Here is a 19,635-nt window from a genome sequence, read left to right on the forward strand (position 1 = left end):
CTACTCCGCCGCGAGCAATCGGTACGCCTCTGCCAGGGCGGCGGGATCCAGCCGCGATCCGCAGCGCTCCGATGCCTCGCGGTAGGGCGCGAGCTCGGCGCCGTCGAAACGGGCCCCGTGCGCGGCGGAGTGGAGCAGCCCCGCGAGATCGCCGTCGGCACCGGTCCGGTCCATCCAGGCGGTCCACTCCGCGTCGCTCGCCTGCCCGCTGGGGCTGGGGTGGGCCGCGGAGAGCAGCGTGTACAGGGCGCGCAGCTGCGTCTGGCGGTCGTCGTCCGTCGTCACGGCCGCACCGCCGTCGGTTCGCGGTCGAGAGTGACGCCGAACCGCTCCTCGACGGTGGCAACGATCCGCCCGGCGAAGGCGAGCAGCTCGGCGGCGGTCGCGCCGTCCTCGGTGGTCAGCGCCAGGCTGTGCCGCGACGACGTCCCGACGTGCCCGTCGCGCGTCCCGCGGCCGAAGCCGGCGTGCTGCACCAGCCAGGCGGCGCTGAGCTTGACCCGCCCGTCGCCGGCCGGCCAGCTCGGGCAGCCCTCGACGGCGCGCTCCGCGGGCACGATCGGGTTGGTGAAGAACGAGCCGGCGCTGCGGCTGTCGGGATCGGCCGGGTCCCAGACCATGCCCTTGCCGCGGCGCAGCGCCAGCACCGCGTCCCGGACGGCGGCCAGCGGCGCCGTCTCGCCCACCTCGATGCCGAGGCTGCGCGCCAGCTCGGCGTAGCCGACCGGCCGGGAGAGCTCGCCCCGGTGCAGCGCGAAGGTCACCTCGAGGACGACGAAGCGGCCGGGCTCGCGCTTGAGCCGGCTGTCGCGGTAGGCGAAACCGCAGTCGGCCGGGGAGAGCACGCGCTGGGTCTTCTCGTGCCGGTCGTAGGCGTGCACCTCGGTGATCGTCTGGGCGACCTCCTGGCCGTAGGCGCCCACGTTCTGCACCGGCGTCGCACCCGTGGAGCCGGGGATGCCGGACAGCGCCTCCATGCCGGCCAGCCCGGCCTCCACGGTGTAGCCGACCAGGTGGTCCCAGTCCTCCCCCGCCTGGACGGTGAGGGAGTTCCCCGTCCGCTCGATCCCCCGGGACCGCACGGCGACGACGTCCCCGGGCCAGCCCTCGTCCGGGGCGATGAGGTTGGACCCGCCGCCGAGCACCAGCAGGGGGCGGCCGGACTCGTCGGCGTCGCGGACCGCCGTCACCAGTTCCGCAGCGGTCTCCACCTCGATCAGCCGCTCCGCGGGACCGCCGACGGCGAGGGTGGTGAGGTCCGCGAGACGGACGTCGGATCGCACCTGCACGGGTCGACGGTAACCGGGACTACCCTGACGCCCGGTGAGCGAGGCGGGCAACGATCACAAACGTCGGGCCTCGCTGTCCCCGCAGCCGCAGCGGAAGGCCCCCCGACTGGCCGCCGGACGGGCCCGGGCGCTCGGCCTCCCCACCCGCGGCACCACGAACGCCAACCGGCTGCGGCGCGTCGACCGGTGGATCGTGACCACCCAGGTCCCCCGGCTGCGCGACTCCGCCCGACCGCTCGTGGTGGACCTCGGCTACGGCTCCTCGGCGGTGACCACGCTGGAGCTGGTGGAGCGGCTCGGGCCCGAGGTCGACGGCCTGGAGGTCGTCGGGCTGGAGATCGATCCCGAGCGGGTCGCCGCCGTGGCCGAGGACCGGGACCCGCCGCGGGTCGACTTCGGCGTGGGCGGGTTCGAGCTGGCCGGCCTGCAGCCGGTCCTGGTGCGCGCCTTCAACGTGCTGCGCCAGTACGACGAGGAGTCCGCGGCCCGCGCCTGGGACACGATGCGCCGCGCGCTGGCGCCCGGCGGGCTGCTCGTGGAGGGCACCTGCGACGAGTGGGGACGGCGCTCGGCGTGGGTGGCGCTGGACGCCGACGGTCCGCTCACCCTGACCCTGGCCGCCCGGGTGTCGGACATCGGGACGCCGTCGGACCTGGCCGAGCGGCTGCCCAAGGCGCTGATCCACCACAACGTGCCCGGGCAGCCGGTGCACGAGTTCCTGCGGGCGTTCGACGCCGCGTGGGCCGCCGCCGCGGGGCTGTCGACGTTCGGCCCGCGGCAGCGCTGGGTCGCCGCCGTGGAGGCGCTCGGCGAGCAGGGCTGGCCGCTGGTGGGGTCCAGCCGCCGGTGGCGCCACGGCGAGGTGACCGTGCGCTGGTCGGCGGTCGCCCCGGTGGGCGCATGAGGATCCCGCCCGGACCGACGCCGGTCACCGGCGGCACCGCCGAGCTGCTGGCCGACGCCGACCGCGACGGGGCCTGGATGCTGCTGGTGAACGGCACCCCGCAGTCGCACGTGGACCTCGACGACCCGGCGCACCTGGAGTTCGAGTACGTCCGCCGCATGGGGCACGTCCTCGACCTGGCCGCCGAACCGGGCGCCGCACTGGACGTCGTGCACCTGGGCGGCGGGGCGCTGACCCTGCCCCGGTACGTCGCCACCACCCGACCCGGGTCCCGGCAGCGGGTGGTCGAGATCGACGAACCGCTCACCGAGCTGGTCCGCGAGCACCTGCCGCTCCCCCGGCGCGCCCGCATCCGCGTGCGTGCGGCCGACGCCCGCGCCGCGCTGATCACGATGCATCCGGCGAGCGCCGACGTGGTGATCACCGACGTGTTCGCGGGCGCCCGCACCCCGGCGCACCTGACCAGCGCCGAGTTCGCGGCCGAGGCGGCCCGCGTGCTGCGCCCCGGCGGTTTCTACGTCGCGAACGTCGCCGACGGCCCCCCGTTGCGCTTCGCCCGCGCCCAGGTCGCCACCCTCCGCACCGCCTTCCGGCACGTCTGCCTGCTCGCCGAGCCGGGGACGCTGCGCGGCCGCCGCTTCGGCAACCTCGTCGCCGTGGCCTCCGATGCCGGGCTCCCCCTGGCCGGGCTCAGCCGCGCCTGCGCCCGTGACCCCATGCCCTCCCGGGTCGTCGACGGGGCGGACCTCGAGCAGTTCACCGGCGCGGCCCAGCCGGTCCGGGACGCCGACGCCCAGCCCTCACCCGAACCACCGGCGGGCGTCTTCGGTCGCTGAGCGCCGACCGGCGGTTGTGCGCCGGGCCCGTCCGGCGCACCGCGACCGTAGGCTGCCCGCATGACGACGCCTGCCTCGTACCGGCTCCGCCGGGCCTCCCGGAACAAGCTCGTCGCGGGCGTGTGCGCCGGGATCGCGCGCCGCTACGGCCTGTCCCGCGGCGGCCTGCGCGTGGCCTTCCTGATCTCCTGCGTGCTCCCCGGCCCGCAGTTCGTCGCCTACCTGCTGCTCTGGATCCTCATCCCGGCCGACGACCAGCCCTGAGACGGGTCGTGCGCCGGGCTACCAGCTGTTGCCGCGGCGCAGGCCGCGGACCGCGGGGCGCACGTCGACCAGGTAGACGGTCGCGGCGATGATCGCCGGCAGGCCGAGGAAGCTCATCAGGCCGAACAGGTAGACGATCGCGGTGGCCAGCCCGGTGATCGCCATCCACCCGGGCTTGGTCAGCTTGCCGGCGGCCACGAAGGCACCTGCCGGGCGGATCAGCGAGTCGACGAAGGCCCAGGCGGCCAGTGCCAGACCGCCCCAGGTCAGGGCGGTGAGCAGCAACCAGTCGAACTCGGGCATGGGCCCAGGCTACTCGCGGTGACCCCCACGGCCAGGGGGCGACGCCGCAGCTTCCCCCCGGGGCGGCACGGCGTGACCGGACGCGACAGGGCCCCGGAGCGCTGGTCGCAGCTCCGGGGCCCTGGTCGTGGGACCGGTGGGTCAGTTCTTCTTGGCCGGCACGGCGGTCGGGTCGCTCCGGCGGGCGGTGCGGGCGCGGTTGACGCGGGCCGTCGTGGCCGGGGACTTCTTCGCGGCGGCGCTGCTCTTCTTCGCCGTCGACTTGGCCTTGGGCGCCTGCGCCGGCTCTTCGGCGACCTCGGCCACGGAGGCCTTGGTCGACTCGGCGGTCTCCCGCACGGCGTCTTCGGCCTTGGCGGCGGCCTTGGTGGCCTTACCGGCCGTCTTCTGCACGATCGAGGTCACCTCGTCGGACGCCTCGGTGACGGCCTCGGCGGTCTCCTCGAGCGCCTCCTCGAGGGTGTCCTCGACGGTGTCCACGGCCTCCTCGGCGCGGCGGACGACGCGACGGACGGCGGGCTGGCGGCGCAGCTCCTCGACCACGACGGCGCCGCGCTCGGCCAGCGTCCCGACGGTGCTGACCGCCTGGGTGCGGGCGGTCTCGACCAGGCCGGCGACGGTGCTGCGCAGCACGTCGGGCCGGGCGACGGTGGCCAGCTGCTGCACGGTGCTGCGCGCGGTGCCGGCGGCCTCGGTGGCCCGGGTCCGGGCCTCCTTCACGGCCAGGTCGGCCTGGACCTGGGCCTCGCCCGGCAGGGCCTCGGCCTTGGTGCGGAACGAGGCGACGACGGTGCGGGCCCGCTCGACGGCGAGGTCACCGGCGCCGACGACGGCCAGCAGCGGGGTGCGGGCCTGCTCGGCGTACTGCTTCACGGTCTGGGTGGGGGTCATGCCGACTCCTTGGGAGAGAGATGGGGGTTCAGCTGGCGGCCGGGGACGTCGCCCGGTGCTCCCGGACGTAGGTCTCGTAGAGCTCGAGCAGGACGGCCTTGTGGCGCTCGGACAGCGATTCGTCCGCGCGGATCGCCGCCACGGTGTCCGGGTTCCCGGAACGCCGGTCGAGGATCCCCGCCTGCTCGTAGAGCGTCTCGGCCGAGATCTTCAGGCCCCGGGCGATGGACGCGAGGATCTCCGCTGACGGCTTGCGAAGCCCCCGCTCCACCTGGGACAGGTACGGGTTGCTGACCCCCGCGGTGCGGGCCAGCTCGCGCAGGGACACCCGGGCGGCGTTGCGCTGCTCGCGGATGAAGTCGCCCACCGAGGAGCTGACGGCGGACACGCTGGGGGCGTCCGAGACCGTCTCCGCCACGCTGCCGGCGACCCGGTCCACCGTGGAACGGACCGTCGTCACCTGCTCGCGAACGAACTCACCGGGGGTCTGCACGGGTACGACGCTAACCCTAGGTGCTAGCTCCTGCAAGCGCTGGAGCTAGCAGATCGGCGTGACCACGCTCACAGTAGGAAAGTCCCGCTCAGGCGTTGAGGAACGCCGATTCCGCGACCTCGCCGACGACTCCGTCACCCCCGGACACAGGCGTGCGCGCCCACGGAGCAAGCACCTCGGCCGGCACCCCGAGCCGTCGCAACCCGGCGCCGAGGGCCGGCGTGCGGCCCCGGTCCCCACCGTCGTCGAGCTTGAGCGCCACCGCGCCGGCGCCGGCCAGGGCCGCCACGTGCACGCCGTCGGCGCCGCCCTTGACCAGCAGCCCGGGGACCGCGCGCATGAGATCGGTGTCCTCGCGCCCGGTGCCGGCCACGAACCAGGGGTGGGCCCGCATGGCGTCGGCCACCGCCCGACCGGCCGAACCCTCCGGCGCCGCCACCAGCGACAGCACACCGCGGGCCAGCCCGGTCAGCGACAGCGCGTGCTGCGGAGCACCGCAGCCGTCGACGACGACGGCGGTGACCGGCTCCCCGGCGGCGTCGGCCAGCCGGGCCTCGATCGCCTGCTGCAGGGGGTGATCACGGGACAGGTACCCCTCGGTCGGCCAGCCGGCGGCCACGCAGGCGGCCAGCATCGCCGCGTGCTTGCCCGAGCAGTTCATCGCCAGCCGCTCCGGTGCGCGGCCGGCGGTGAGCCAGGCCGCCTTCGTCGCCTCGTGCGACGGCATCGCCGGGGGGCAGCCGAGGGCCTCGGACCCCAGGCCGGCCGCCGCGAGGATCGCGGCCGCGGTCTCCCGGTGGCCGTCCTCGCCGAGATGGGAGCCGGCGGCGATCGCCAGCTCCTCGCCGGACGCCGGCACCCAGCCCGCGGCGAGCATCGTCGTCGCCTGCACCGGCTTGTTCGACGACCGCGGCAGGGTCGGGCGATCCACCGCACCGGCCGCGAAGGTCACCTGGCCCGTCGCGTCGAGCACGACCAGCGAGCCCCGGTGCACCGACTCCAGGAAGCCGGATCGCCGCACCTCGACGAGGACGGGGTTGTCCGGCCAAGGTGAGGGGCTGGAACGGCCCACTCGCAGGGCCCCACCGCGAGCCTGCGAGTGGTGGGGGGCGAGGGGCTCCTTCACCGACCCTCGTCGGCCAGCAGCGCCGCCACGTCGGCCTCGCCGTCGCGGTACCGGCGACCCAGCTCCGCGGCCAGCCCGTCCATGACCTGCTGGACGCCGCGGCGGCGCTCCGACAGGCCCTTCTCCGCTTCGGCCAACGACCGCGCCGCGGCCTCGAGCTTCCTGTCCGACAGCTCCGAGATCGCCGAGAGGTCCGCCCCCGGCGTCAGCGAGTTCACCCAGGACTCGTAGTCCTCGGGGCGGGCCGGCTGCACCGTCTGGTGGCGGCCGAGGCCGTGTGCGGGACCGCGCCCCTTCTCCGCCAGGATCTCCGGCAGCAGGTCCACCAGAGACCGCCCGTCGTCCTCGGCCCGGCGCTGCAGCTCCCGGCGCACGATGTCCAGCCGGCCCTGGAGGAGCCGGCGGGTGTAGGAGAGGTTGACCTCCTCCTGCTCCGCCTCGCGGCGCAGCTGCCGCACCTCGCCCATCGGGCGCGAGACCGCGCTGTCGAGGAAGGCCGGGTCCAGCAGGGCGTCGACGGCGGCACCGCCGGCGGGGGACGGCTTCGGGCTCACGGGGCGGCCTCCAGGTGCGTGATCCCCGGCATCGGACGGGCATCGGCGGTGGTCATCGGCGGGCGCTGGGCGGTGCGGGACGCACCGGCTCGCCCGGAGCGTAGGTCAGCGCGGAGCTCCTGCCCACTTCCCGGGCCGCGTGTGGCGGCCGCGCCGCGGAGCCGAGCGGACCAGGTCACTACCGGATCGTCGCAGACCGGACCGCACGCACCCGGTCGCGCGCCGCCGCCCGGGTCTCGTCGAGCTCGGGGGCCGTGTCGTCGGGGTCGATCGCGGCCGTCGAGCCGCCCACCGTGAGGGCTGCGTCGGGCCCGACGGACTGCTTCACCAGCGCGAGCGCGATGACGCCCAGCTCGTGGTGGCGCGCGACGCTGCCCAGCCGGCCGACCGTGCGGGTGCCGGCGAGCACCGGGTCGCCGGCCACCGGCAGGTCCTCGCTGACACCGTCGAGGTGCAGCAGCACCAGCCGCCGCGGCGGACGGCCGAGGTTGTGCACCCGGGCCACCGTCTCCTGCCCGCGGTAGCAGCCCTTCTCCAGGTGGACGGCGGTGGTCAGCCACTCCAGCTCGTTCGGGATGGTCCGGTGGTCGCTGTCGAACCCGAAGCGCGGGCGGCGGGCCTCCACCCGCAGCGCATCGTACGCCCAGGTGCCGGCCGGCCGCGCACCCGCGGCCAGCAGCCGGTCCGCCACCTCGCCGAGCGCGGCGCGCGGCACCAGGAGGTCCAGCACCGCCGCCCCGCCGTCGCCGATCGGGGGCATGCGGCGGACGAAGCCGGTCTCCAGCGGGGCGACGGCGTACTCCTCGTCGGGGGCGGGCAGCCCGGCGGCGGCGAGCACCCCGGGGGCCTCGGGTCCCACCAGCGACAGGAGGGCCCAGCGATCGGTCACCAGCTGCGGCTCCACCCGGAGCATGAACCGCATCCGGTCGAGGAACCCGAGCAGCTCGGTCCCGGTGCCGGGCTCGACGTCGGCCCACGTGCTGCCGGCCAGCTCCGCGACGACGAGGTGGTGCTCCACGTGCCCGTTCGGGGACAGCACCAGCGCCTCGCTGCCCGCGCCGTCGGTCAGCCGCTCGAAGTGCTGGCTGGTGATGCTGTGCAGCCAGGACAGCCGGTCGGCGCCCGGGACGACGAGGACGTCGCGGTCGCTGCGGTCGACCAGCCCCGCCCCCTCGGCGAGGGTCCGCTGCTCCCGCAGCGGGTCGCCGTAGTGGTGCGCGACCTGGCCGCCCTCCTCCGGGACGGCGCCGGGGAGGGACAGCAGGGGTGAGGCGGTCACGGCTTCTCCTGGACTGCTCGGTTCCGACAGGCACGGCACGTCCCCGACAGGGCGACGTGGCCGACGTCCACGGTGAAACCCAGATCGGCGGCCAGACGTTCCGCCGCCTCGTCCAGCAGGTCCGGCGCCGCCGAGGCGATCTCCCCGCAGGAGGCGCAGACGACGTGCAGGTGCGGCCGCTGCGCGGCGTGGTAGACCGGCGCGCCGCGCCCCAGGTGGGTGTGCCAGACCAGGCCGAGGCTCTCCAGCAGCTCGAGCGTGCGGTAGACGGTCGAGGTGTCCGGCGCGCTGCCGCCCGGGCCCGCCTCCTCGCGCAGCCGGGCGCCGATGGCCTCCGGGGTCGCGTGCTCGAGGCTGCTGACGGCGTCCAGCACCCGCGCGCGCTGCGGCGTCAGCCGCAGGCCGCGGGACCGCAGCTGCTCGGCCAGCGGCGCGGCCGGGTCCGCGCGCGCGATGGTGTGCTCCGGGCCCATGTGCTGAGCCTATGCCGGGGGTGCGGCAGGCTGGAGCCGTGACGGAGCAGCGCACGGTCGCGATCTGGCGGGACGGCGCGGCCGTGGCGGTGCCCGCGGCGGAACCGGTGGTGACCGCCTTCGACCAGGGCCTCGGTCGCGGTGACGGCGTCTTCGAGTCCGTGGCCGTCGTCGAGGGCCGCACGCCGCACCTCGACGCCCACCTGGCACGGCTGGACCGCTCGGCGTCCCTGCTCGGGCTGGTCTCCCCCGGGGGCTCCGCCTGGCGCCGGCTGGTCGCGGCGGTCGTCGTCGATTGGCAACCCGGGCTCGAGGGCGTCTGCCGGCTCTTCCTCACCCGCGGGCTCGGCGACGGCACCCCGCCGACCGCCCTGGCGCTGCTCGCGCCCGTCCCCGCCGACACCCTCCGGCAGCGCACCGAGGGCATCTCGGTGGTCAGCCTCGGGCTCGGCGTGCCGGCCGACTTCCGCGCCGGCGCGCCGTGGCTGCTCGGCGGGGCGAAGACGCTCTCCTACGCGGTGAACATGGCCGCCCAGCGGCACGCCCACGACCTGGGCGCCGACGACGTCGTCCTCACCAGCCTGGAGGGCCGGGTGCTCGAGGGGCCCACGTCCACCGTGGTGTGGGCGACGGGCGGAGCGCTGCACACGCCGCCGGCCGACACCGGGATCCTGGCCGGCACGACCCAGGCGCGGTTGTTCGCCCGCGCCGAGGCGGACGGCTGGCCGACGGCCGTCACCGCCGGCACCGTCGACGACCTGCACGCGGCCGACGCCGTCTGGTTGCTCTCCGGCGTCCGGGGCGCAGCCACCGTGCACACGCTCGACGGCGTCCGCCGGGGGGACGCGGGGCTCTCCCGCCGGGTCCGGGAGCTGCTCGCCCGGTAGCGTTGCCCCAGGTGCGCCGGGAAGTCTGGTCGGCAACGTGTCCGTCGAGGGCACGGCCCCAGCCGACGCCTGCAACAGGAGCTGCCCCATGACCTCCACGTCTCCGAACCGCCTCTTCGGGCGCGGCTCCTGGACCGAGGCCCGCCGGGTCACGGAGGTGCTGCGCAAGGAGACCGTCGGCGGGGTCCTCCTGCTCATCGGCGCGGCGGTAGCGCTCGTCTGGGCCAACTCCCCGTGGGGCGACACCTACGAGGCGCTGCGCGACACCCGCGTCGGGCCGTCCGCCCTGCACCTGGACCTGTCGCTGGGCACGTGGGCCGCCGACGGCCTGCTGGCGATCTTCTTCTTCGTCGCCGGCCTGGAGCTCAAGCGCGAGTTCGTGGCCGGCGACCTCCGCGAGCCCCGCCGCGCGGCGCTTCCGATCGCCGCCGCCGTGGGCGGGATGGCGGTGCCCGCCCTGTTCTTCGTGCTGATCAACCTCGGCGGACCGGAGGGCGCCCTGCGCGGGTGGGCGATCCCGTCGGCCACCGACATCGCCTTCGCGCTCGCCGTGCTGGCGGTGATCAGCACGCACCTGCCCAGCGCGCTGCGCACCTTCCTGCTCACCCTCGCGGTCGTCGACGACCTGCTGGCCATCGTGGTCATCGCGATCTTCTACACCGACGAGCTGGTCGTCCCGGCGCTCCTGCTCTCGCTGCTGCCGCTGGCGGTCTTCGGCTTCCTCGTGCAGAAGCGGATCCGGTCCTGGTGGCTGCTGCTGCCGCTCGCGGCCATCACCTGGGTGCTGATGCACGAGTCCGGCGTGCATGCCACGGTCGCCGGCGTGCTGCTGGCCTTCACCGTGCCGGTGGTCCGCAGCGACGCGGCCGGCGGGCCTGACGCCGGCCCGGGGCTCGCCGAGCACTTCGAGCACCGCATCCGTCCGCTGTCGGCCGGGGTGGCCGTCCCGGTGTTCGCGTTCTTCTCCGCGGGCGTGGCCGTCGGCGGGCTGTCCGGCCTGGGCGAGTCGCTCGGCGACAGCATCGCCGTCGGCATCATGGTCGGGCTGGTGGCCGGCAAGGCGATCGGCATCACCGGCGCCACCTGGCTGGTCTCCCGCTTCACCCGCGCGCAGCTCGACGAGAACCTGGGCTGGCCCGACGTCGTGGGCCTGGCGCTGCTCGGCGGCATGGGCTTCACCGTCTCGCTGCTGATCACCGAGCTTGCCTACGGGGCCGAGAGCGAGAGCTACGAGCACGCGAAGGTCGGCATCCTGTTCGGGACGCTGCTCGCCGCGGTGGTCGCCGCCGTGATCCTCCGGCTGCGCAACCGCCGCTACAAGCAGCTGTACGCCGGCGAGCGGTCCGACCTCGACCGCGACGGCATCCCGGACGCCTGGGACCCCGTCGACGACCGCGTCGCGACCGGCCCGGACCGGCAGGGCCCCCCGCCCCCCGGGTACGGGCGCACCGGCGACCCGGACGAGGCACCCCCGGCCGGCTACGAGACGGTCGACGACCGGGCCGACCACAACCGCGATCCGCAGCACGGCCCGCCGCCCGGGTCCGGGCTCGCCGGCGAGCCGGTCCAGGCGCCCCCGGCCGACTACGAGACGGTCGACGACCGGGCCGACCACAACCGCGACCGGCACGACGGTCCGCCGCCCGGGCGGCCGGCCAGGCCGTTCGCCGACGGCTGAACAATCCGGTTGCCGGGCCCGCTTCCCCGGTCGTACCGTCGTGGCACACGAGAGAGGAGGTGGTCCGTAACTTGCTGAGCTACAGGACTCGTGAGGTGGCTGTCCGCTAGCCGCCGTCCAGATGGGCCGCCCGTCCGGCGTGGAAGCCGGACGACGGCATGATCGCCCGTCCGTCGTACGGCGGCGAGCGAGAACCGGACAGTCACCCGACCCCCGGGCCGCCGACCGTTGTCCAGTCGGCCCGCGAGCTGCTCCCCCCGTCGAGGGGCTGGGCGCCGCGGAGCAGCCCGGGGGTTGTCCGTTCTGCGGGGAGGTCCAGTGCAGCTCGGCGGCCTGCCGATCGAGTTGGACGTGACCGTGGGGTCCTGGATCGCCGACGCCGTGGCGCGGGCGCACTGGAGCACCGTGGGGTCGCTCGTGCCCGCCGGGTTCCCCGACTTCGTCCGCGTGCTGCACCCGGCCTACCGGTACGACGGCGACGACGACGTCGAGATCGGCTGGACCGAGGTCGCCGCGCTCAACGGCACGACCGCCCACCCGTTGATGCAGTGGCCCGCGGTCACCGGCGGGTGGGAGTACCTCGCCGAGGACAGCCAGCCCCCCACCTGGGACGGCACCCCCGCGGAGGGCCACCTGCCCTGCACGCTCGCGCAGCGCATGGCCGCCGTCCTCGCCCGGCACACCACCACCCCCGACCGGTGCTGGCTGGGCCGGTGGGCCGGCTTCGGCTACGACACCGCCGAGCTGCGGGACGTGCCCCGCCTGCCCCTCCCGCGCGCCCGGGACGTCGTTCTCGTGCGGGGCAGCGCCGGCGACGCCGTCCGCAACCTCGCACCGGAGCCCTCCGAGCAGAGCGCCAACATCTGGTGGCCGACCGACCGCGCCTGGGTGGTGTCCACCGACATCGACCTGATGAGCACCTACGTGGCCGGCAGCACCGCGTGCATCGCCGACCTGCTGGCCGCCCCCGACCTGGAGGTCGTGCCCGCCGCGCCGGACGACCACGTCGGCCACGCCGACGACCCGGTCAACCCGATTCCACCCCGCGACCAGTAGGCCGGCGCGCCCGGAGTCCCCCGCCTACAGCTGGGCGAGCTCGGCCGCGAGGTCGTCCAGGCCGAGCGAGCCCTGCGACAGCGCGGCCATGTGCCAGGACTTGAGGTCGAAGGCGGCCCCGCATGCCTGCTGCGCCGCCTCCCGGCCCTCCCGCCAGGCCCGCTCCCCCAGCTTGTATCCGATCGCCTGGCCGGGGATGCCGAGATAGCGCACGACCTCGCTGTCGAGCATCTCGGCCGGCGCACCGGTGTGCTCGGCGAGGAAAGCGCGTGCGAGCTCGGGGCTCCAGGGCCGACCGCGGTGCTCCGCCAGCACGCCCTCGGCGTCCTGGGGCACCGCCAGGCGCAGATGCATGCCGATGTCGATGACCACGCGGATGGCCCGCAGCTGCTGCTCGTCGAGGAAGCCCAGCCGCTCCCCCGGGTCGGCGAAGTAGCCGAGCTCGTCCATCAGCCGCTCGGCGTAGAGCGCCCAGCCCTCCGCGTCGGCGCTGACCTGCCCGATCGAGGTCTGGTACGTCGAGAGCTGCCCGGAGACCAGCGCCCACTGCGCCAACTGGAGGTGGTGGCCGGGGACCCCCTCGTGGTACCAGGTCGAGACCAGGTCCCAGAGCGGGAAGCGGGTGCGACCGAGCGTGGGCAGCCAGGTACGGCCCGGCCGGGAGAAGTCCTGCGCCGGCCGGGTGTAGTACGGCGCCGCCGCGCTGCCGGGCGGGGCGATCATCGCCTCCACCCGGCGGATCGGCTCTGCCAGGTCGAAGTGCTCGCCGTCGAGCTCGGTGATCGTCCGGTCCATCAGGGCCTGGAGGTGGGCCCGGATGGCCTCGACCCCCTCGACCGCCGGGCCGTGGTCGTGCAACCACCGCCGGGCCTCCGCCGGCGTCCCGCCGGCCAGTACCTTCCCGGCCGCCAGCTCCTGCTCGTCGAGGATCCGCCGGTGCTCCGCCCAGCCCCAGGCGTACGCATCCTCCAGTCCGGATCCGGCGCCGAGGTCCGATCCGGTCCAGCGCCGCACGGCGAGGGCGTAGCGCTCCCGTCCGACGGCGTCCGGCGTGCCCGCGGTCGCCGGTGCGTACTCATCGCGGAGGAAGTCGCGGACCTCGGCGACCGCCGCATCCGCCGCGGCCGCCGACGCGCGCAGCTCCTCGCCCAGCCGTGCGGGGCCGTCGGCCACGAAGGTGGTGAAGTACGGCCCGGCGAGCCACTCGTCCAGCTGTCCCACCACGGTGGCGACCTGACGCGGAGCGGCCAGAAGACCCCGGCGGACGCCCTCGCGCAGCGACTCGGCGAAGCCGCGGTAGGCCTCGGGGACGCGGGCCAACCGCCGGCCGACGACCTCCCAGTCCTCCTCACCCGCCGTCGGCATCAACGCGAACACCTGCCGGGTGGAGTGGATCGGCGAGAAGAGGTTCGACAGCGTCCGGTAGCCCTCGCCGGCCTCGTGCACGGCGAGCTGCGCCGACAACCGCTCCCGCAGCAGCCGCGCGCACCGGCGCTCCACCGCGTCCTCGACCGGCCCCAGGGCGTCGAGCGCGGCCAGCGTGCGCCGGTCGAGTTCGGCGTCGGCCTCGAGCCCGGCGGGCGAGAAGTCGGGCAGCCGGTCGTCGCCGGGACGACTGCCCAGCGACGTGGCGACGATCGGGTCGAGATCGCACACGGCCTCGACGTACCGGTCGGCGACCTGTCTCGGGGTGGTGGGGCGGGTGGGCGACGGCGGGGCGGGGAGCGGACCGGTCAACGGAGGCGCTCCAGCCGGGCCGACATCGTCGGGCGCAGGGGTCCGTCGCCGACGGCGCGGTCGATCGCGTACATGAGCGCGCCCTCGACGATGCCGTACAGCCGCACGGCGCGGCTCACCTCCGGGGCATCGGGCGTGCGGGCGACGACGTCGCTGGTCAGCTCCCAGCTGGTCGCGGTCCGGGCGGTGCCCACGTAGATCTCCACCAGCCCGTCCGGAGCGGCCACGAGCAGCTCGACGTCGTCGTTCCCACGTGGCCGCCAGAACCCGGACTCGCGGACGTCGGGGCCGACGATCTTCCCGTCGTCGGTGAGCCGCCAGGTCCGCGACTCGTAGGCCAGGAATCCCCGGCCGTCGTGGCCGAACCGGACCCACTGCCCGAACCGGTGGTCGCCGCTGGTGCCGGCGGCCTGACCCTCCCCGTGCCACTCACCGAGCAGCGGGAGCACCGAGAGGATCTCCTCGGAGACCTCGGCACCGCTGCGGACGTCGGCGGTGTCGGGGACCGGCAGCTCCGTCTCGCCGCTCATCGCCGCGCCCCCTCGGGACGGCGGGACAGGCGGACCGCGCCGTAGCCGGACCCGAGGGCGGCGAGCGCCGACAGGGTGACCAGGACCCAGGCAGAAACCATGGGAACCACCGTAGTGACGCCCCTCCCGCGGCACGGCCGGACCCCGCGCACGGCCCCCGTCAGCGGCCGGGACGGGTGCGCAGGTAGCGCCGGCGGGCCAGTGCGGCGACCAGGGTGAGCGGGACGAAGACGAAGGCGGTGGTGCCGAACAGCAGCGCGTAGCGACCGTCCTCGGCGGGGCCGGCGCTGAGCGCCGCGCCGGTCGCCCCACCGAGGAAGAGGCAGGCGGCGAAGAGGGACACCACCTGGGCCCGCGCCGCGGGCGCCACCGAGGTGGCCCACGTCTGGAGCGTGGAGTGCATGAACGCCCAGGCGGCGCCCAGGAGGAAGCAGGCCGCCACCCCACCGACCAGGCCGCGCTGGAGGACGAGCACGCCGAAGCCCGCCGCACCCGCGACGCCACCGATGACCAGCAGCGTGGGTGTGGTCAGCCGCCGGGACAGCAGGCGGACGACGCGCGTGAAGAGCAGCACGGACAGGCCGTAGGCGGCGACGACGGTGCCGGCCAGCCCCGCACCGCCGGCGATGGACTCCTCCACCCCGGGCGCGATGAAGGTGAGGACGCCGGTCAGCGCGGCGCCCTCCACGAAGCCCAGGACCAGGACCAGCGCGGTCCACGGCTCGCGCACCGCCGACAGCAGGGCGCGCACCGGGTGGGCGGCGCCCGGTACACGCGGCAGCTCGGGCAGGGTGCGCAGCAGCAGCGCGAGGACCACGCCGGCCGCCGCCGTCCCCGCGAACGCCCACCGCCAGCTGATCAGCTCCGCCGCCCAGCCGGCCGCCAGCGTGGCTGCCGCCATACCGACGGCGACCCCCGCCATGAGGTCGGCCAGCGGCTGCTGGCGGCGCTCGACCGGGACGGTCGCACCGACGTACGTCAGCGTGGACGGGATGGCTGCCGCGAACAGCCCGCCGGCGATGCTGCGCAGGACCGTCAGCGTGACCACGTCGGGGGCGAGCGCGGAGACCAGCCCCACGATCCCGGCACCGGCCAGGGTGAGCCGCAGGGTGCGGACCGTGCCCACGCGCGCGGAGACGATGCCCCAGACCGGCTGCATCAGCCCGTAGGTCAGGTAGTAGACGCTGGCGACCACGGTCACCTCGGCCACCGACACGCGGAGGTCGGCGGCGATGACCAGCAGCATGGGCGCGATCGTCGAGCGGTCCAGGGAGCTGGCCAGGTTGACGCCCTGCAGCCCGCGCAGCTGGCCCCGCGCGAGGTCCGGCTGCGGGTCGTGGACCGCGCTCACCCGCGCCCCCCGCTCGCCCGGGCCGCCGGCTCCGCCGCCGCTGCGGGCCCTCCACCGGGGCGGGACGGTGCCACGGAGGACATGATGCCCGTCGCCGTTCCGGCCCGGTCCGCGAGCCCTCGACCGGCCGACCGTCGGTGCGGCGGGCGCGACCGGCGAGGATGATGGACGACCGAGGCGTCGTGGCGCCGGTCCGGGCACCCACCCCCGAGCGGACGAGGAGCAGACATCGAGATGGCCGAGGCCGGCCCCGGCGGGACGGTGCCGACCGCGGCGGACCAGGCGCTGCCCGGGACGCCCTCCTGGTACTCGGTGCTGCACGACTCCCAGTTCATGTTCGCCGCCGTCTGCGAGCTCGACGGCCGGCTGCTGACGGCCAACCTGCTCGCCGTCGAGGGCCGTGGCTTCGACCGCGCTGCGCAGCTGGGCCGGATGTTCTGGGACACCGGGTGGTGGACCGGGAGCGCCGAGGTGCAGGACCGCGTCCGGCGCTGGTGCCTGCAGGTGGCCGCGGGCGGCGAGCCCGTCCGCGCGGTCACGGAGTTCTTCCTCGCCGACGGCACCCGGCGGGTCGCCGACTTCACCCTGCAGCTGGTGCGCGAGCGCGAGCGGCCGCAGTACCTGCTGGCCACCGGCATGGACATCACCGACCGGCTGGACAGCGAACGGACGGTCGCCGAGGCCCGCGCCGCGGGCGCGGAGGCCTCCGCGCTGCGCCGGATCGCGGCCACCCGTGCGCGGGACCTCGAGGTCCTGCGCGAGACCGAGGCCAAGCTGAGCCGCACCCTGGCGATCAGCGAGCGCGTCCTGGCCAACGTGGCCGACGGCATCTACGGCCTGGACGCCGACGGCCGGGTGGAGTTCCTGAATCCGTCCGCCGTGCGCCTGACCGGCTACCCCGCCGCCCAGCAGCTGGGCCACGACCAGCACGGGCTCATCCACGGCCACCGCCGCGACGGCTCCCCCTACCCGCGGGAGGAGTGCCCGGTCTGGCGCGCGCTGCGCACCGGCCGGACCGTCGTCGCCGACGACGAGGTCTTCTGGCGCAGCGACGGCACGGCCATGCCGGTGGAGATGGTCGTCGTGCCCACCCTGGAGGACGGCGTGCAGACGGGCGTCGTCGTCTCCTTCCGCGATCTCAGCGAGCGGCGGGCCGCCCAGCAGCAGTCCGCCGAGCTGGCCGAGCTGTCGGCGCGCGCGGCCAGCGAGCGCGCCCTGTCCGACCGGCTGCAGCAGTCGCTGCTCACTCCCCCACCCGAGCCCGACCACCTGCAGATCGCCGTGCGCTACCGCCCGGCCGCGCACGAGGCCCAGGTGGGCGGCGACTGGTACGACGCGTTCCTGCAGCCCGACGGCGCCACCGTGCTGGTCATCGGCGACGTCGTGGGACACGACAGCAGCGCGGCCGCGGCCATGGGCCAGCTCCGCGGGCTGCTGCGGGCGCTCGCCTACGACTCCGACGGCGGCCCGGCGGCGGTCCTCACCCGGGCGGAGCGGGCCGCCCGGGGCCTGGCCGTCTCGGCGATGGCCACCGGGGTGGTCGCCCGCGTCGAGCGCCATCCCGACGTCCCGGTCAGCGGGATGCGGCTGCTGCGGTGGAGCAACGCCGGTCACCTGCCGCCGCTGCTCCTGGCGCCGGACGGAACGGTCACCGAGCTCGCCACCCGGCCCGAGCTGATGCTCGGCATCGACCCGGATGCCCCCCGCACCGACCACGTCGCCGACCTGCCCGACCACCACACGCTGCTGCTGGTCACCGACGGGCTGGTGGAGCGCCGCGACATCGACCTGGACGAGGGCACCGCCCGGCTGGTCGAGGCGCTGCGCGACCTGGGCGACCGCCCGCTGGAGGACCTGCTCGACACCGTCCTGGACCGGCTGCTGCCCGACGCCGGAGCGGACGACGTCGCCATCGTCGCGGTGCGCACCTTCCCCGAGGACCGCCCGCGACCGCCGGAGGCCGGCCCCAACCGGGTCCCGCCCGGCGTGGACTGAGCGGTCGCGGCCCGCAGGACCTCGGCCGACCGGCCGCGAGCTCGCCTCCTGTCGGGTCGGTGGAGGACGGCGACCGCTACTGCGACCGGGCGATGGCCGACCTCGCCGGGCTGATCGGGTCCTGAGCCCGGACGCGGCAGCGCCCGCCCCGGCGGCTGCCGGGACGGGCGCACTGTCACCCGATGGAGCGGCCCCCCTTCAGGGCCCCGCCCTGAGCCTGCGAAGGGTGGGTGGAAGGGGGGTCCTTCAGTCGATGACGATGGTGGTCTCGTTCAGCCCGAGCTCGGCGTCGACGACCCGCTCGCCCTTGCCGACCGCAGCCAGCGAGCGGACCTTCCAGGCGCCCGGGGCGGCGAAGAACCGGAACTCGCCCTCCGGTGTGGTGACCACCTCGGCGGTGAACTCGTCGGTGGAGTCCAGCAGCCGGACGTAGGCGCCGGCGACCGGGGCCCCGTCGTGCCAGACCGAACCCTGGATCACCGTCTGCGTGCTCAGGTCGATCCCGGCGAGGGAACCGCCCTGCTTCGGGGCACCGCACATGTCAGCTCACTTCTCGATCGGGACGCCGACGAGCGAGCCGTACTCGACCCAGCTGCCGTCGTAGTTCTTGACGTCGGTCTTGCCGAGGAGCTCGCGCAGCACGAACCAGGTGTGGCTCGAGCGCTCGCCGATCCGGCAGTAGGCGATGGTCGGCCTGTTCTCGTCGTAGCCCTGCTCGGCGTAGAGGGCGGCCAGCTGCTCGTCGCTCTTGAAGGTGCCGTCCTCGTTGGCGGCCTTGCTCCACGGGATGTTGATCGCCGTGGGCACGTGACCGGCCCGCTGCGACTGCTCCTGGGGCAGGTGCGCGGGGGCGAGGATCTTGCCGGAGAACTCGTCGGGCGACCGGACGTCGACGAGGTTCTTGCTGCCGATCGCGGCCACGACCTCGTCGCGGAAGGCGCGGATGGAGAGGTCGGGCTCGCTCGCCACGTACCGGGTGGCGGGGCGGTCGACGACGTCCTTCGACAGCGGGCGCCCGTCGAGCTCCCACTTCTTGCGGCCGCCGTCCATGAGCTTCACCGACTGGTGGCCGTAGATCTTGAAGTACCAGTAGGCGTAGGCGGCGAACCAGTTGTTGTTGCCGCCGTACAGGATCACGGTGTCGTCGTTGCTGATGCCCTTCGCCGACAGCAGCGCCTCGAACGCGGACTTGTCGAGGTAGTCGCGGCGCAGCGGGTCCTGCAGATCCTGCTTCCAGTCGAGCTTGACGGCGCCCTCGATGTGGCCGCCGTCGTAGGCGCTGGTGTCCTCGTCGACCTCGACGAAGACGATGCCGGGCGTGCCCAGGTTGTCCTGGACCCAGTCGGCGGTGACGAGCACGTCGTTGCGGCTCATGGATGGTCCTCCGGATGATCGGTGTGCGGTCGGTCGGTCAGGCGGTGCGGGGACGACGCGGATCGCTCGAGCGCGGGACTCACGGGGGAATGGGGCATCCCGACGTCGCGGAGAGCGCGTCTGGACGGTGCGGTGCCGCCCTCTACAGGGCCGGACACAGGCAGCTGCCGACGCGGCACAGGTCCACTGTGCGGCGCGAGGTCAGCAGGATGCCCACGGCGCGAGGGTAGCCGATCACGTGGACGCCCCTCCGTGGGCGTCCACCAGGGCGGCGAGTTCCGCGAACCCGGGCGCGCCGGTGCCGCGGTGCACCACCCGCCCGGCCCGGTCGAGGAAGAGGAGCGTCGGCGTGCTGCGCACGTCCAGCTCGCGCACCTCCTCGAGATGGCTCTCGGCGTCGACGTGCACGGTGGCCAGCCCAGGGCGCGTGGCGCGCAGCCGGTCCAGCCGCGCCTTCGTCGCGCGGCACGGGCCGCAGAACGCCGTCGAGAACTGGACGACGGTGAGCGCCGCATCCGCAGGGCGCACGCCGAGCCGCTCGAGGACCGGGGAGCCGGCCAGGCCTCGCCCCTCCGCTCGTCCGGTCACGCCTGACCCAACCGGGCCGGTCCGGGC

The 19,635-nt window shown here is 75.2% G+C and carries 22 protein-coding genes; 7 read left to right on the top strand and 15 right to left on the bottom strand.

Features of this window, described 5'->3' with window-relative positions; all coding sequences use genetic code 11:
- Together C5507_RS17715 and C5507_RS17720 are read right to left on the bottom strand one after the other, a co-directional pair.
- The gene (locus C5507_RS17715; protein ID WP_104529830.1) at positions 1-285 is read right to left on the bottom strand and encodes a hypothetical protein; all 285 of its coding nucleotides are present in this window, start codon (positions 283-285) and stop codon (positions 1-3) included.
- A complete protein-coding gene (locus C5507_RS17720) occupies positions 282-1,289 on the bottom strand; it encodes a UDP-N-acetylmuramate dehydrogenase (RefSeq protein WP_104529831.1) in 1,008 nt (335 codons plus the stop codon). The genes C5507_RS17715 and C5507_RS17720 overlap by 4 nt, the downstream gene beginning before the upstream one ends.
- 34 nt (positions 1,290-1,323) lie before the next feature.
- On the opposite strand from C5507_RS17720, the gene C5507_RS17725 reads away from it, so the two are divergent.
- From C5507_RS17725 to C5507_RS17735, 3 genes are read left to right on the top strand one after another with little or no spacing between them, the layout of a single operon-like run.
- Positions 1,324-2,193 (top strand): class I SAM-dependent methyltransferase, encoded by an 870-nt coding sequence (locus C5507_RS17725; RefSeq protein WP_104529832.1) that lies wholly within the window; start codon positions 1,324-1,326, stop codon positions 2,191-2,193.
- Positions 2,190-3,029 carry a spermidine synthase gene (locus tag C5507_RS17730; protein ID WP_104529833.1) on the top strand — a complete coding sequence of 280 codons (840 nt, stop codon included), beginning with the start codon at positions 2,190-2,192 and terminating at the stop codon, positions 3,027-3,029. The genes C5507_RS17725 and C5507_RS17730 overlap by 4 nt, the downstream gene beginning before the upstream one ends.
- 60 nt (positions 3,030-3,089) lie before the next feature.
- Positions 3,090-3,293, top strand: coding sequence for a PspC domain-containing protein (locus C5507_RS17735; protein WP_104529834.1), 204 nt, complete (start codon positions 3,090-3,092; stop codon positions 3,291-3,293).
- A gap of 18 nt (positions 3,294-3,311) precedes the next feature.
- On the opposite strand, the gene C5507_RS17740 is transcribed toward C5507_RS17735, so the two are convergent.
- From C5507_RS17740 to C5507_RS17775, 7 genes are all read right to left on the bottom strand, one after another.
- Positions 3,312-3,596, bottom strand: a complete 285-nt coding sequence (locus C5507_RS17740) for a DUF2516 family protein (RefSeq protein ID WP_104529835.1) — start codon at positions 3,594-3,596, stop codon at positions 3,312-3,314.
- 141 nt (positions 3,597-3,737) lie between these two features.
- The gene (locus C5507_RS17745) at positions 3,738-4,487 is read right to left on the bottom strand and encodes a hypothetical protein (protein ID WP_104529836.1); all 750 of its coding nucleotides are present in this window, start codon (positions 4,485-4,487) and stop codon (positions 3,738-3,740) included.
- A gap of 28 nt (positions 4,488-4,515) precedes the next feature.
- Complete coding sequence (locus C5507_RS17750) at positions 4,516-4,980, bottom strand: helix-turn-helix domain-containing protein (protein WP_104529837.1); 465 nt, start codon at positions 4,978-4,980, stop codon at positions 4,516-4,518.
- 88 nt (positions 4,981-5,068) lie between these two features.
- Complete coding sequence (locus tag C5507_RS17755; RefSeq protein ID WP_242611180.1) at positions 5,069-6,106, bottom strand: asparaginase; 1,038 nt, start codon at positions 6,104-6,106, stop codon at positions 5,069-5,071.
- Positions 6,103-6,660: an RsiG family protein gene (locus C5507_RS17760; RefSeq protein WP_104529838.1), complete on the bottom strand. Its 558-nt coding sequence runs from the start codon at positions 6,658-6,660 to the stop codon at positions 6,103-6,105. The genes C5507_RS17755 and C5507_RS17760 overlap by 4 nt, the downstream gene beginning before the upstream one ends.
- 178 nt (positions 6,661-6,838) lie before the next feature.
- Entirely contained in the window at positions 6,839-7,939 is a 1,101-nt protein-coding gene (gene ygfZ, locus C5507_RS17770) for a CAF17-like 4Fe-4S cluster assembly/insertion protein YgfZ (protein ID WP_104529840.1), read from the bottom strand.
- The gene (locus C5507_RS17775; RefSeq protein ID WP_104529841.1) at positions 7,936-8,412 is read right to left on the bottom strand and encodes a Fur family transcriptional regulator; all 477 of its coding nucleotides are present in this window, start codon (positions 8,410-8,412) and stop codon (positions 7,936-7,938) included. Before C5507_RS17775 ends, ygfZ begins: the two co-directional genes overlap by 4 nt.
- Positions 8,413-8,450: 38 nt before the next feature.
- Here C5507_RS17775 and C5507_RS17780 point away from each other — a divergent pair, with 38 nt between their 5' ends.
- The 3 genes from C5507_RS17780 to C5507_RS17790 all read left to right on the top strand — a co-directional run bounded on the left by C5507_RS17780 (position 8,451) and on the right by C5507_RS17790 (position 12,033).
- The gene (locus C5507_RS17780) at positions 8,451-9,299 is read left to right on the top strand and encodes an aminotransferase class IV (protein WP_104529842.1); all 849 of its coding nucleotides are present in this window, start codon (positions 8,451-8,453) and stop codon (positions 9,297-9,299) included.
- Between the two features lie 88 nt (positions 9,300-9,387).
- Complete coding sequence (gene nhaA, locus C5507_RS17785) at positions 9,388-10,977, top strand: Na+/H+ antiporter NhaA (protein ID WP_104529843.1); 1,590 nt, start codon at positions 9,388-9,390, stop codon at positions 10,975-10,977.
- Positions 10,978-11,295: 318 nt separating this feature from the next.
- Complete coding sequence (locus tag C5507_RS17790) at positions 11,296-12,033, top strand: hypothetical protein (RefSeq protein ID WP_104529844.1); 738 nt, start codon at positions 11,296-11,298, stop codon at positions 12,031-12,033.
- 24 nt (positions 12,034-12,057) lie between these two features.
- Here C5507_RS17790 and C5507_RS17795 read toward each other — a convergent pair whose 3' ends face one another.
- The 3 genes from C5507_RS17795 to C5507_RS17805 all read right to left on the bottom strand — a co-directional run bounded on the left by C5507_RS17795 (position 12,058) and on the right by C5507_RS17805 (position 15,651).
- Complete coding sequence (locus C5507_RS17795) at positions 12,058-13,770, bottom strand: DUF885 domain-containing protein (RefSeq protein ID WP_104529845.1); 1,713 nt, start codon at positions 13,768-13,770, stop codon at positions 12,058-12,060.
- Complete coding sequence (locus C5507_RS17800; protein ID WP_104529846.1) at positions 13,767-14,300, bottom strand: heme-binding beta-barrel domain-containing protein; 534 nt, start codon at positions 14,298-14,300, stop codon at positions 13,767-13,769. The genes C5507_RS17795 and C5507_RS17800 overlap by 4 nt, the downstream gene beginning before the upstream one ends.
- A 160-nt stretch (positions 14,301-14,460) precedes the next feature.
- Positions 14,461-15,651: an MFS transporter gene (locus tag C5507_RS17805; protein WP_104529847.1), complete on the bottom strand. Its 1,191-nt coding sequence runs from the start codon at positions 15,649-15,651 to the stop codon at positions 14,461-14,463.
- A 234-nt stretch (positions 15,652-15,885) separates the two neighbouring features.
- Between C5507_RS17805 and C5507_RS17810 the strand changes: the two genes are divergently transcribed.
- Positions 15,886-17,646 carry a SpoIIE family protein phosphatase gene (locus tag C5507_RS17810; RefSeq protein ID WP_104529848.1) on the top strand — a complete coding sequence of 587 codons (1,761 nt, stop codon included), beginning with the start codon at positions 15,886-15,888 and terminating at the stop codon, positions 17,644-17,646.
- Positions 17,647-17,892: 246 nt separating this feature from the next.
- Here the strand turns inward: C5507_RS17810 and C5507_RS17815 are convergent, their stop codons facing one another.
- The 3 genes from C5507_RS17815 to C5507_RS17825 all read right to left on the bottom strand — a co-directional run bounded on the left by C5507_RS17815 (position 17,893) and on the right by C5507_RS17825 (position 19,608).
- A complete protein-coding gene (locus C5507_RS17815) occupies positions 17,893-18,186 on the bottom strand; it encodes a DUF1416 domain-containing protein (RefSeq protein ID WP_104529849.1) in 294 nt (97 codons plus the stop codon).
- Positions 18,187-18,192: 6 nt separating this feature from the next.
- On the bottom strand, positions 18,193-19,020 hold the full coding sequence (locus C5507_RS17820) for a sulfurtransferase (protein ID WP_104529850.1): 828 nt from the start codon (positions 19,018-19,020) through the stop codon (positions 18,193-18,195).
- Positions 19,021-19,254: 234 nt separating this feature from the next.
- Positions 19,255-19,608, bottom strand: coding sequence for a thioredoxin family protein (locus C5507_RS17825; protein ID WP_242611181.1), 354 nt, complete (start codon positions 19,606-19,608; stop codon positions 19,255-19,257).
- Between the last annotated feature and the right edge of the window lie 27 nt (positions 19,609-19,635).

Source organism: Blastococcus saxobsidens (genome assembly GCF_002938435.1).
In the GTDB taxonomy this organism is placed as follows: domain Bacteria; phylum Actinomycetota; class Actinomycetes; order Mycobacteriales; family Geodermatophilaceae; genus Blastococcus; species Blastococcus saxobsidens.

Bases quoted from the DNA above. Each gene is read 5' to 3' on its own strand.
- C5507_RS17820 (WP_104529850.1), bottom strand. From the start codon at position 19,020: ATGAGCCGCAACGACGTGCTCGTCACCGCCGACTGGGTCCAGGACAAC.
- C5507_RS17775 (WP_104529841.1), bottom strand. From the start codon at position 8,412: ATGGGCCCGGAGCACACCATCGCGCGCGCGGACCCGGCCGCGCCGCTG.
- C5507_RS17745 (WP_104529836.1), bottom strand. From the start codon at position 4,487: ATGACCCCCACCCAGACCGTGAAGCAGTACGCCGAGCAGGCCCGCACC.
- C5507_RS17815 (WP_104529849.1), bottom strand. From the start codon at position 18,186: ATGTGCGGTGCCCCGAAGCAGGGCGGTTCCCTCGCCGGGATCGACCTG.
- C5507_RS17735 (WP_104529834.1), top strand. From the start codon at position 3,090: ATGACGACGCCTGCCTCGTACCGGCTCCGCCGGGCCTCCCGGAACAAG.
- C5507_RS17740 (WP_104529835.1), bottom strand. From the start codon at position 3,596: ATGCCCGAGTTCGACTGGTTGCTGCTCACCGCCCTGACCTGGGGCGGT.
- C5507_RS17810 (WP_104529848.1), top strand. From the start codon at position 15,886: ATGGCCGAGGCCGGCCCCGGCGGGACGGTGCCGACCGCGGCGGACCAG.
- C5507_RS17800 (WP_104529846.1), bottom strand. From the start codon at position 14,300: ATGAGCGGCGAGACGGAGCTGCCGGTCCCCGACACCGCCGACGTCCGC.
- C5507_RS17730 (WP_104529833.1), top strand. From the start codon at position 2,190: ATGAGGATCCCGCCCGGACCGACGCCGGTCACCGGCGGCACCGCCGAG.
- nhaA (WP_104529843.1), top strand. From the start codon at position 9,388: ATGACCTCCACGTCTCCGAACCGCCTCTTCGGGCGCGGCTCCTGGACC.